15 protein-coding genes are annotated in these 11,969 nt (G+C 35.8%); 13 read left to right on the top strand and 2 right to left on the bottom strand.

All coding sequences use genetic code 11. From position 1 onward, the window contains the following. Positions 1-176 precede the first annotated feature (176 nt). From cyoE to DLJ74_RS11230, 7 genes are all read left to right on the top strand, one after another. On the top strand, positions 177-1,112 hold the full coding sequence (gene cyoE / locus DLJ74_RS11260; RefSeq protein ID WP_109984508.1) for a heme o synthase: 936 nt from the start codon (positions 177-179) through the stop codon (positions 1,110-1,112). 89 nt (positions 1,113-1,201) lie between these two features. Continuing rightward, positions 1,202-2,257, top strand: coding sequence for a cytochrome c oxidase subunit II (gene coxB, locus DLJ74_RS11255; RefSeq protein ID WP_109984507.1), 1,056 nt, complete (start codon positions 1,202-1,204; stop codon positions 2,255-2,257). A 48-nt stretch (positions 2,258-2,305) separates the two neighbouring features. Next, a complete protein-coding gene (gene ctaD, locus DLJ74_RS11250; protein ID WP_181397534.1) occupies positions 2,306-4,153 on the top strand; it encodes a cytochrome c oxidase subunit I in 1,848 nt (615 codons plus the stop codon). Position 4,154: 1 nt separating this feature from the next. Further along, positions 4,155-4,775, top strand: a complete 621-nt coding sequence (locus DLJ74_RS11245) for a cytochrome (ubi)quinol oxidase subunit III (protein WP_054787614.1) — start codon at positions 4,155-4,157, stop codon at positions 4,773-4,775. Positions 4,776-4,778: 3 nt separating this feature from the next. Continuing rightward, a complete protein-coding gene (gene ctaF, locus DLJ74_RS11240; protein ID WP_054859565.1) occupies positions 4,779-5,102 on the top strand; it encodes a cytochrome c oxidase subunit IVB in 324 nt (107 codons plus the stop codon). Between the two features lie 189 nt (positions 5,103-5,291). Next, complete coding sequence (ctaG, locus tag DLJ74_RS11235) at positions 5,292-6,173, top strand: cytochrome c oxidase assembly factor CtaG (protein WP_109984505.1); 882 nt, start codon at positions 5,292-5,294, stop codon at positions 6,171-6,173. A gap of 22 nt (positions 6,174-6,195) precedes the next feature. Further along, a complete protein-coding gene (locus DLJ74_RS11230; protein ID WP_054859563.1) occupies positions 6,196-6,651 on the top strand; it encodes a DUF420 domain-containing protein in 456 nt (151 codons plus the stop codon). A gap of 176 nt (positions 6,652-6,827) precedes the next feature. On the opposite strand, the gene ytvI is transcribed toward DLJ74_RS11230, so the two are convergent. Together ytvI and DLJ74_RS11220 are read right to left on the bottom strand one after the other, a co-directional pair. Next, the gene (ytvI, locus tag DLJ74_RS11225; protein WP_109984504.1) at positions 6,828-7,886 is read right to left on the bottom strand and encodes a sporulation integral membrane protein YtvI; all 1,059 of its coding nucleotides are present in this window, start codon (positions 7,884-7,886) and stop codon (positions 6,828-6,830) included. A gap of 123 nt (positions 7,887-8,009) precedes the next feature. Continuing rightward, on the bottom strand, positions 8,010-8,375 hold the full coding sequence (locus DLJ74_RS11220; RefSeq protein ID WP_054859561.1) for a YugN family protein: 366 nt from the start codon (positions 8,373-8,375) through the stop codon (positions 8,010-8,012). Positions 8,376-8,521: 146 nt separating this feature from the next. Here DLJ74_RS11220 and DLJ74_RS11215 point away from each other — a divergent pair, with 146 nt between their 5' ends. The 6 genes from DLJ74_RS11215 to rsmD all read left to right on the top strand — a co-directional run bounded on the left by DLJ74_RS11215 (position 8,522) and on the right by rsmD (position 11,968). After that, positions 8,522-9,562, top strand: coding sequence for a CAP domain-containing protein (locus DLJ74_RS11215; RefSeq protein WP_109984503.1), 1,041 nt, complete (start codon positions 8,522-8,524; stop codon positions 9,560-9,562). 72 nt (positions 9,563-9,634) lie between these two features. Next, a complete protein-coding gene (gene ylbD / locus DLJ74_RS11210; RefSeq protein WP_054859560.1) occupies positions 9,635-10,015 on the top strand; it encodes a spore coat protein YlbD in 381 nt (126 codons plus the stop codon). 13 nt (positions 10,016-10,028) lie between these two features. Further along, on the top strand, positions 10,029-10,262 hold the full coding sequence (locus DLJ74_RS11205) for a YlbE-like family protein (protein ID WP_054787608.1): 234 nt from the start codon (positions 10,029-10,031) through the stop codon (positions 10,260-10,262). 63 nt (positions 10,263-10,325) lie between these two features. After that, complete coding sequence (locus DLJ74_RS11200; RefSeq protein ID WP_109984502.1) at positions 10,326-10,769, top strand: YlbF/YmcA family competence regulator; 444 nt, start codon at positions 10,326-10,328, stop codon at positions 10,767-10,769. Positions 10,770-10,877: 108 nt separating this feature from the next. Continuing rightward, positions 10,878-11,153: a YlbG family protein gene (locus DLJ74_RS11195; protein ID WP_054787607.1), complete on the top strand. Its 276-nt coding sequence runs from the start codon at positions 10,878-10,880 to the stop codon at positions 11,151-11,153. Positions 11,154-11,410: 257 nt separating this feature from the next. Next, a complete protein-coding gene (gene rsmD, locus DLJ74_RS11190) occupies positions 11,411-11,968 on the top strand; it encodes a 16S rRNA (guanine(966)-N(2))-methyltransferase RsmD (protein ID WP_054859557.1) in 558 nt (185 codons plus the stop codon). Position 11,969 lies beyond the last annotated feature (1 nt).

The following is an 11,969-nucleotide window of genomic DNA, read 5'->3' as shown; positions in this document are numbered from 1 at the left end:
AAATAATGATATAGATTTGTTCATGGTTAGGAGGAAACTGTTAAAGTTCACAAAAATGTCATAATTACAATGGAAAATGAAAGTTAAATAGCACACTGATTAAATCCGTGATACAATATCATTGGATATAATTGATTATTTTTGTTTTGTAATGGTAGAAAGGAGGGAATACTATAATGGATAAGATGGAGTTATCGACAAATGATTCCGTATTTGTAACAAAGTCTAGTGAGTATATTTTTAAATGGTCTGATCTCAAAGCTTTATTAAAAATAGGCATAATAAATTCTAATACGTTGACTGCATTTGCTGGATTTTGGCTAGCTCTCTATTATACTGGAACCTCCTTAAAGACGAATTGGCATCTACTGTTAGTTTGTGTGATTGGAACAGCTTTTGTGATAGCTGGTGGCTGTGTTTTAAATAACTATTATGACCGTGATATTGATCGGGTGATGGCTCGTACAAAAAATAGGCCGACTGTTACTGGCACTGTTTCTTTACAGCATGTATTAATATTAGGAACAGCTTTTTCTCTAATAGGACTATTAACATTATCGCTAGCATCCTTTCAGGCCGCGCTTTATGGTTTTATTGGATGGTTTAGTTATGTTATCTTGTATACGATGTGGTCCAAGAGGAAATATACCATTAATACAGCGATAGGAAGCCTTTCTGGTGCCGTACCCCCATTAATTGGTTGGGCATGTGTGGAACCTAATTTGCATCCAGTTGCTTGGATTTTATTTTTATTAGTATTTATATGGCAGACACCACATTTTCTAGCTATCGCAATGAAAAAGGTGGATGATTATCGAAGCGCAAACATCCCTATGCTCCCAGTAGTTCATGGATTTGCGATCACGAAACGACAGATGATACTATATGTAACCTGCTTACTACCAATTCCATTTTTTCTACATGGTATTGGTTATATGTTTGTCATTCTTGCAGCATTGCTAACGATAGGCTGGTTTTTGTTATCTGTAAAAGGCTTTTTTGTGAAAGATGACAAAAAATGGGCAAATCAGATGTTTGTCTATTCATTGATTTATCTTACGGTAATGTTTCTATCATTGATACTATTCACATTGCCAAATAATTTATTGTAAATCACAATTTATTGTCAGTAGAACTTGATTTTTATCAAGTTTTTCTAAATAATAATTTAGTATGTATCTATAGAAAGAGAGGTATAAAGATGAAAGAATGGATGGGAAAAATCCGAACTCTGTCCTTGTTTTCATTGATGGTGTTAGTTCTTTCGGCTTGTGGTAAAGATAATTTAACTGCATTGATGCCAAAAGGATACGGGGCAGAGGAATCATTTAAAGTCATTATTATTTCTACTTTAGTGATGATTGTAGTATTTTTAATCGTTATGATTATCTACGTATACGTCATCATGAAGTTCCGTCAGAAAAAGGGTGAGGAAAACAAAATTCCAAAACAAGTCGAAGGTAGCAAAACACTTGAGATTGTTTGGACAACAATTCCGATCTTACTATTGCTCATAATTGCAGTACCGACTATAGCCGTTACATATGACTTAGCTGACGAGTCAAAAAAAGAGGATAGCATTAATATTAATGTTACGGGGAGTCAATTCTGGTGGCATTTTGAGTATGCAGAGGAACAAATTCAAACAAGTCAGGATTTGTATATCCCTGTTGGAGAAAAAGTTTATTTGAATATGCTATCAAGTGATGTGATTCACTCATTTTGGGTGCCTGCACTTTCTGGTAAGATGGATGTAAACCCTGACAATGAGAACACCATGTATATTGAAGCGAATGAAGAGGGCGTTTATTGGGGGAAATGTGCGGAATTCTGTGGAGATTCTCACTCATTAATGGATTTCAAAATTGTTGCAGTAAGTCAAGATGAATATGATCAATGGGTGGAGGATATGCAAAATGTAGACCCAGAAGCAACCCCTGAATCTACGACAGCTCAAGAAGGAAAGGCGCTTTTTGAACAAAGTTGTTTATCCTGTCATGCACTTGACAATACTCCATCAGTAGGACCTAATTTGTCCAATTTTGGTGACCGATCTATGGTAGCTGGAGTATTAGAGCATACTAAAGAGGAGTTAGTCGGATGGATTCTAGATCCAGCAGAAAAGAAACCTGGAAACGGAATGCTTGAAGCACCTTATTTAAATGAAGATACAATTGGTGAAGAAGAGGCAGAAAAGATTGCGGATTATTTAATGCAATTAAAGCCTTCTGAAATTACTCCAGAAAGCGCAAAATAAAGGATTCGGACGATAGAAATAAAGGGAGGTTAACCTAACGTGAGCACAATGGTAGCAACGAAAAAAAGAAGCTTTGGCTCAGTGTTGTGGGATTACTTAACGACAGTAGACCACAAAAAAATTGCTATTCTGTATTTAGTTGCTGGTGGATTATTTTTCATTCTAGGTGGATTAGAAGCACTAGCAATAAGATGGCAATTAGTAAAACCTATGAACGACTTCGTTAGTGCAGGGTTTTACAATGAACTTATTACTATGCATGGGACGACCATGATTTTCTTGGCAGCAATGCCATTGATCTTTGCATTTATGAATGCGGTAGTACCTTTACAAATTGGGGCAAGAGATGTCGCCTTTCCATTTTTAAACTCACTTGGTTTTTGGTTGTTCTTATTCGGTGGGATTATGCTTAATGTTGGTTGGTTTACAGGTGGGGCAGCAGATGCTGGTTGGACAGCATATGCGCCATTATCCACTACGTCACCTGGTGAAGGTGTCGATTACTATGTTCTAGGTTTACAAATATCTGGTGCAGGTACATTAATGGGGGGAATTAATTTCCTTGTAACGATTGTAAATATGAGAGCACCAGGTATGACCTATATGCGTATGCCATTATTTACATGGTCTGCATTTGTCGCAAGCGCACTAATTTTATTCGCTTTCCCGGCATTGACAGTTGGGTTGTTCCTAATGATGTTTGATCGATTATTCGGTTCAGGCTTCTTTGATCCGAATATGGGTGGTAATGCTGTTATCTGGCAACACCTTTTCTGGATCTTTGGACACCCTGAAGTGTATATTCTGGCACTTCCTGCTTTTGGTATTTTTAGTGAAATCTTTTCAACATTTTCTAAGAAACGTCTTTTCGGATACTCGGCAATGGTATTTGCCACTGTATTAATTGGATTCTTAGGCTTTATGGTGTGGGCTCATCACATGTTTACGGTTGGTATGGGTCCAGCAGCTAACTCTATCTTTGCGGTTGCAACCATGGCCATTGCGGTTCCTACAGGTATTAAGATCTTTAACTGGCTCTTTACACTTTGGGGTGGAAGCATCCAATTGACTACTCCAATGTTATGGGCATTAGGTTTTATTCCAACCTTTACGATGGGTGGAATGACAGGGGTAATGGTCGCAGCAGCATCTGCCGATTATCAGTATCATGATAGTTACTTTGTTGTCGCACACTTCCATTATGTAATTGTCGGTGGAGTTGTCTTCGGTTTATTTGCAGCGGCACACTACTGGTGGCCAAAAATGTTTGGAACAGTATTAAGTGATAAGTTAGGAAAATTAACCTTCTGGTTATTCTTTGTAGGGTTCCACCTTACTTTCTTTATCCAACACTTCCTAGGTTTGATGGGTATGCCAAGAAGATATTGGGTATATTTAGAGGATCAAGGATTAGATTTGGGGAATGCTATAAGTACTGCCGGAGCATTCCTAATGGGACTCGGGACCATTGTCCTTCTTTACAATATTGTTGTAACACAAGTTAAAGGGGAGAAGGTAAGTGGAGATCCATGGGATGGGCGAACATTAGAATGGTCTATTCCTTCACCACCACCATTTTATAATTTTAAACAATTACCTTTAGTACGTGGTTTAGATCCATTATGGATTGAAAAAACAGAAGGTAGAAAAGGCATGACTCCTGCTGAACCAGTAAACGATATTCACATGCCAAACAGTACGATACTACCATTTGTTATGTCTGTTGGTCTATTTATCGCTGGATTCGGATTTATTTATCAAAAAGATAACCTTGCATGGCTATGGGTCCTCTTTATTGGAATGGGTATCACTCTCGGCTCCATGTTAATCCGTTCATTAAAGGATGATCTAGGATTCCATATTCACAAAAAGGATTTAGAAAAGGAGGCTGAATAAAATGAGTGAACACGATGTACTAAATCCAAAAGAAATGCCTCTTAATCCTGAAAAGGGAACTTTAGAAGGAAGAAATAAATTTGTAGGGTTTTGGTTCTTTCTCGGTGGAGAAACTGTTCTTTTCGCAAGCTTATTTGGAACTTATTTGGCCTTAAATGACTCTGTGAATGGTGGAAAAACATCTGAAGAGTTATTCGGATTAGAATTAGTTTTTATCATGACAATGATACTTTTAACAAGTTCATTAACTAGTGTTTATGCTATGTATCACATGAAAAACAATGCCTTTAAAAAGATGCAAATCTGGTTAGGTATTACTGTAGTATTAGGTTTTTCTTTCCTTGGATTAGAAATTTACGAGTTTACACACTATATTCATGAATATGAATTTACATTAAGATCCTCTGCATTTGGATCTGCTTTCTACACTTTAGTTGGTTTTCACGGTGGCCACGTACTATTCGGGTTATTATGGATTGTTTCATTAATGATTAGAAATGCGAAAAGAGGACTTAATCTTTATAATGCACCTAAGTTTTACATTGCAAGTCTTTACTGGCACTTTATTGATGTAGTATGGGTGTTTATCTTTACGGTAGTTTACCTAATGGGGGTGCTTTAAGCGATGGCGGAAAAAGTATCTGCAACTACTGCACAAATAGAATATGAAAAGCAAAAAAGAAAAGAAGAAATGAAGCAACAAGTGATTACCTTTGCCTTAATGATTATTTTTACCATTATTGCATTTGGTATGGTAATGGCAGAAATGAGTAAGTTATTCGTTATTCCAGTAATCATTGTTCTTGCTGCGGTACAAGTTGGCTTTCAACTCTATTATTTCATGCATATGAGTCATAAAGGGCACGAGATGCCTGCCTTTATGTTCTATGGTGGAGTATTTGCCGCATTTCTAACGATTTTGGCGTTAGTTGTATTAGTTTGGTGGTAATCATTCGAACCTGTGAAGTGGATCAACACATTTCACAGGTTCTTTCTATTACGGGGAAAGACCAAAGAAGAATGGGTATGATGTTTTGTTCATGAAATTGTAGAAAATAATCAGATTATCTGCTTTTTAATTATATTCATATTCGGTATAATAGGCATTAGTGTGACGACTTAAATTGGAGTGATAAAAATGTGGCAAGAGCTACAAATTTTTGGATTTAGAGCATTATGGAGTCCCTATTACTTAATTTTTATCGGAGTTTTAATATTCGCTTATTTTCTTCTTTTTATTAAACGAAGAGAGGAAAAGAGAGCAACCAAAAACCAAATCATTTACTTTCACATTGGAATGCTATTTCTATACATTATAAAGGGGTCTCCAATTGATCTACTATCTCATATTATGTTTACAGCACATATGGTACAAATGGCATTGTATTATTTGTTTTTCCCTATTTTAATTATTAAAGGGATTCCAAAATGGGCATGGGAGCGTATTTTCAATGTTCCAGTTCTTCGGAATATTTTGAGACTACTCACTAAACCATTGATAGCTTTAATTGTTTTTAACGGTTTATTTTCTTTTTACCATATTCCAGTCATTTTTGATTTCGCCAAGGCGGATGTGTTTGCTCATGCTTTCATTACGGTAACCATTTTGATTGCAGCATTTTTAATGTGGTGGCCAGTTTTTACACCGATTAGAGAAATGGATACATTGTCTCCAATTCTCAAAATTGGATACATAGTCGCAAATGGTGTTCTGATCACCCCAGCCTGTGCATTGATCATTTTCGCACCAAACGCACTGTATCAAACTTACGGGGCAAGCGGTGGTTGGATACAAGCTCTGGCACTATGTGTTCCAGCAAATGTACTTAGCGGGCTAGAATTAAGTGGACCTGAAATGTTCTCACCACTTAAACTCGTGGAGGATCAGCAATTGGGCGGTATTTTAATGAAGATTTCACAGGAGATTATCTACGGAATTATTCTTGCCAGAATTTTCTTCCCATGGTTTAGAAGTGGTGCGGACAAAATTGATCCACTTCCAACGGAGCAACAAACTTAATGTATTGGAAAGGTAGGTTGTCATGGAGCTATTACCAACAATTAGTACACTTTTTATTATTATAAGTGCTATTTTCGTGGCCATCGGTTGGAGACTAGTGATAAAAAAGAAGTATAAAGCTCATAAAAAAGCAATGTTGGCAGCGGCATTTAGTGCACTCGCGTTTTTTATCATTTATGTATCACGTACGATATTTCTAGGAAACACAAGCTTTGGTGGACCAGATGATCTAAAAATTTACTACACGATTTTTTTGATATTTCATATTACTTTAGCCACAACAGGTGCCGTTTTTGGTGTTGTAACGATCATTTTAGCATTGAAGCGAAAAATTGCCATACATCAGAAAATTGGACCAATAACAAGTGTAATCTGGTTTTTCTCCGCAATTACAGGAGTTGTGGTCTATTTATTACTATACGTCTTATATGATGGCGGTAAAACGACAAGTTTAATAAAAGCCATTTTAGGAACATAAAAGTGGTTAGGAGATAACTAATTAAAGCGAATGAGAATCCGAACAATCCTCTGACTAAGCGGAGTATTTTGACGGAGCGATTTCAGTGCAGAAATATTAATGTTCGGATTTTTCTTTCTTTACTATTCTTTTGTCCCAGCCACACATAAAAAAACTACCCCTGCGGGTAGCTCTTTTTAAAGTTTAAAATCCCATCTAATTATCCCTGCCTCTTTTGCTGAATTAAATGCAATAACAATTAACGGACCGACGATAAAACCAAGCAGGCCTAGTAATTTTAATCCTACATACATCGCAATCAATGTGGCAAGTGGTGATAAGCCAATATGTTTCCCCATCACCTTAGGTTCCACTGTTCTTCGGATAGCCAGTAGAATAATAGCTAAAATAGATAGCTGAATCCCAACAAATAGATCACCAACAATAAACATATATAAAGCCCAAGGACCTAAAATAACGATAGAACCAATGATTGGAATAAAATCGATGATCCAAATAATTAAGGACATGATAAGCGCATATTCAGGAACGATAATCAGTAATCCAATTAAGCTGACAATAAAAATAATCACACTAACTAAAAATTGAGCCTTGAAAAATCCTAAAATCACATAGGATAGACGTGCATTCATAAATTTTACTTTTTCAGCTGTTCTCTCCGTTAAATGGGAATATCCGATCGATTTTAATTTTGGTAATTCAAGCATAAACAAAAATAAGCCGATTAAGTAGACAAGCAAGCTTACAAGATATTCAGGAACTAGGCTAATAGCTTTTGCGATTTTCTCTATGTTAAGAATTTCTCGTAACTGATTGCTTAAAGTGAGTAATGTACCTTCAATCTCTGATTTTACTTGATCCATCAGTTCATCAGGCAAATCCTCTGTAACATGCTCTAGGTTAGCTTCCCATTCTGCTAATTTATGATTTATTTGAACAATATAATCAGGTAAATTTTCGGTGAATTGGATTACTTGAGTAATTAATTTTGTAACAGCATATGTACCGATTGTACTGATTAAGAGTAGAAATAAAATAAACACAGTTGTTACGGCAAGTTTTCGATTCATTTTAGCTACTCTCATGAACCAGCGGATAAGTGGATTTAGCACCAGTGCTGTAATAAAAGCAATAATTAACGGTATGGAAACAGGCAAAATGAAGAAAGCTGCAATGACAATAATGATCAACGAAATAATTAACTTCCATTGTTGTTTTGTAATATTTTTTATCAAAATAAACCAATTTCTCCTTTCACAGGATAATTGCCCCAGTGTTAGATGCCAATCTATTTATCAGTTTTGCTAAAAAACGGCTGTATAATTAGGTATACAGCCGGATATGCATTACTACATACATCATTTTGCAAATGGTTGAATATTTTCCTTCACATTTTTCAATATTTTTTTCGCGCGTTCTACAGTAGTTGTTGGGAAGTCTTCTTCTTCTCCATATTCAATACCATGTGGGTAATAATGTTTACCGATTAAAGGAGTAAGTAGTTTAATAACCGCATCTCCACGATCCACATCTCCTTCTACTGCATATCCTTGCATTCTAATGTAATAGGTTACATTTTCTTCTGGTGATCCAATTTTATAATCATATGTAACTCGCTCATAATCCCATTGACCGGCACGAACAAAATTAGCGCGTTCCATCCCATCATCTAATGGTTTTAAATCAATCAATAATTCTTCTAAACCTGTGTCTTGAATTTTCATACATTCACCCCATCTAAAATTATCACTAAAACTATAATAGTATGAATTGCAGGAAGATGCAATTTATATTGAAGAATCAGTATAAAAACTTTTTCTCCTCTATATATTTAATATAGGAATATAGAAAAGGATGGTGGAAGTAATAGATGAAAACAAGAATCAAGATACTATTAATCATAGGCATCCCCGTTGTAGTATTTCTTTGCTTTTATTTAACGAAAGAGGAAATGGTAGAAATTCGTGCAGAAAAAAATGTCGTGTCAAACAAAGGTCCATCGAACAAGGAAAATTTAGCGAAAGATCATCCAATTATGGCCTATCAACATGTTATATGGAAATATATGAACAAAGATGTGCAAAAAGTAATAGATAATTATGGTGAAGCTGATCGAATAGATCCAACACCCTATGGATACGAGTGGTGGATCTATAAAGAGAAAGACCAATACTTTCAGATAGGTGTTAAAGAAAACAAGATAGTTTCGATCTATACACCATCTGAACCTATCTCCATCCAACCCTTTAAAATTGGTCAAGCCTATCAGGAAATTTCAGACTCATACGAATTAAAGAATGAAATAGAATTTGATAATTTGCGATTTAAATTATCAGACAAGGATTTAAAGTTACGACCTGTTGTAAAGTTATCCGATAACAACTATGTTCAATTATATTTTGACCAATATGAACAAATTTTAGCAGGTGTACGGTATATGAACAAGGAACTGATGGAGATACAAAAGCCTTATGAGCTTTATTATGCTGGAACGATAACAGAGCCAGAAAACCCTTCTAAGGAAGAATGGAAAGGGATTGAGCAAGGGATGGAGAAACAGATTTTGGATGTAACTAATCTTATCAGAGCTCAGTATAACGTGAGTGAATTATCTTGGGATGATTTAGCAGCGAAAGCAGCCAAGGATCATAGTAAGGATATGTTCGAGCAGAATTATTTTTCTCATTATAGTCTTAATGGTGACGGTTTAAAGGAGCGTTTAACCAATGCAGATGCCTATTATTTATCTGCGGGAGAGAATATTGCTGCAAACTATGTTGATGTACCTGCAGTCATTCATGGCTGGTTAAATAGCGAAGGTCATAGAGATGCCTTATTAAAAGAAGAATATACCCATCTTGGAGCAGGTGCCTACCACCTTTACTATACCCAAAACTTTTTACAAAAATAATACGGATTGACACATGTCACTATTTTCAACATAGACTATAGTGGATACTAGTAAAAGGAAGGAAGTCCGATCATGACTGATTCACTCCATCCATCTGTTAAGCAATTTAAAGCATTTATAAAAGACCATCCTGAGCTGGTGAAAAAAGTTCGGAGTGGGGAATCGACTTGGCAGGAACTTTACGAGCAGTTTGTATTACTTGGTGAAGATGATCCCATTTGGAAGGAGAACAAATCAGAACATAACAAGGAAGAAAGCGATTCACTACATGCCAAAATATTAAAGCAGCTAGGCCAATTAGATCTTGACAAGGTAGAGAAACATATCAATGATTTGAGTGGAGCCATTAACCAGGTTGTCGGTCTAATTGGTCAGTATAAGGATTATACCAACTCTTCTAATCAAGACGTAACCAATAGACCAGATCCATTTGCATTTAGAACGCGAGATTAGAGGAGGTATAAAATTGGAGCCAGAAACTTACCATTATTTGCAACAAAGAGAAGACTTGTGGAGCTTCATTCGAAAAAATCCTGAATGGTATCGTTATTTATCAAGGGATAAGAATCGTTTGCGTGAACTGGAATATACATCGAAGCAATATTACGGAAAGACACTTCCGCAGAGGCTTGAAAAGACACAGCAAAATATTCAATTAGTGCAATTACTAATGCAGATGGCAGGTTCAATGAATGATTAATTGAATGCTGCCTCTTTTATTTTTGCCCAAAAGTTGATATGATACAAATATGGAGGTGTTTTGATGATAGCAACAATGGAAATTGTTGATATTTTAGATAAATCCGAGGCTTTAGGCCAAATGGTACTTCAATCTGAAGTAAAACAAGCTTATGACGAGGCAAAAAAGCGCATGGAGCAAGATAATGATGCGCAGAAGCTAATAAAAGAATTTAATAAAATGAAAGAATTATATGAGGAAGTAGAGCGATTCGGTCGTTACCACCCTGATTATAGTAAAATTATGAAAGAGATGCGTGTAGCAAAAAGAGAGATGGACATGCACGAGACTATTGCTACATATAAAGTTGCTGAAACGAATCTTCAAGGATTACTGGATGAAATTAGTCAAATCGTTGCCTTTAGTGTTAGTGATAAAGTGAAAGTGCCAAAGGATGGAGCTTTATTAACTGACGGAGGCTGTGGTTGTGGCTCTGGAAGTGGAGGCTGTGGCTGTAGAGCTTCTTAATGGATTAGAGAAAAGGGTATGACAGTTTACTCTATTTGATTTTTGCTTTTAATCTAGGTCTAATTGTAGTTATTTGTGGGGTAAATCTTCAAAAAGGTGAGGATAATCATGCTAGTAAAACGCCAAGCAGTCATTGTATGGTTCCACCAAATGAAACATGTCAAGCATTTAAAACGATATGGTCATTTGATTCATGTATCGAAAAAGCTTAAATATGCCATTATTTATGTTAATCAAGAAGAATTAGACGAAGTAATGGCTGCATTATTGAAATTATCTTACGTTACAGAGGTAGAACCATCATATAAGCCTTTTATCAAAACAGAGTTCGAGAGTACGTCAATTGATAAGGCTAAAGAATATGATTATAAGATGGGTATTTAATACCTATAGAATAAAAAAAACCTGCAACCAACTGTTGCAGGTTCTTTTTATTTTCTATCAGAAAATAAAAAGAAAAGGGAGAGGAGAAACCGGAGGAAGAACTTATGGGGAAATGTAAGTCTTCTCCGAATTAAGCAACCAATAGTTGCTCTACTAAAAGTTTGGACAATTTTTTTAAAAATATACATCAGTATTTGAGTAAAAGATTGAATGCGTGCTATAGTAAGATAGATTCACGCTAGAAAGAAGGTAATAATTTGAGAGTTATTGCAGGAAAATATAAAGGGCACCGTATTCAAGCAGTTCCAAATAAGTTAACACGTCCAACGACGGATAAAGTAAAGGAAGCATTGTTCCAGATAATTGGTCCATTTTTCGATCAAGGAATTTGTTTAGATCTTTTCGCTGGTAGTGGAGCACTTGGTATTGAAGCGATAAGTAGAGGGATGGAAAAGGCTATTTTTGTTGATAAACAGCCTAAAGCGATTTCTGTTATCCATACAAATGTTCGACAGCTAGGAATCGATTCACAAGTTGAGATTTATCGTAACGATGCCTTACGGGCACTTAAGGCAATAAAGAAACGGGAATTAAAGCTAGATATGATTTTTCTAGATCCACCATACCAAAAAATACCATATGAAAAGATTTTAAACGAAATAAACTTATATAACCTGTTAAAAGATAAAGGTATCGTCGTTTGCGAACATGACGTTAACTATTCCTTCCCATTACCGATAAAAGGATATCAAGTCGAGAAACAAGATAATTATGGCAATACGACGGCAATTACCATTTTAAGAAAGGATGACTAAA

This window comes from Gracilibacillus dipsosauri (genome assembly GCF_003176895.1).
Lineage (GTDB): Bacteria > Bacillota > Bacilli > Bacillales > Amphibacillaceae > Gracilibacillus > Gracilibacillus dipsosauri.
The sequence above is the reverse complement of the archived record's forward strand: the minus strand, read 5'-3'. Positions and strand labels throughout refer to the sequence as shown.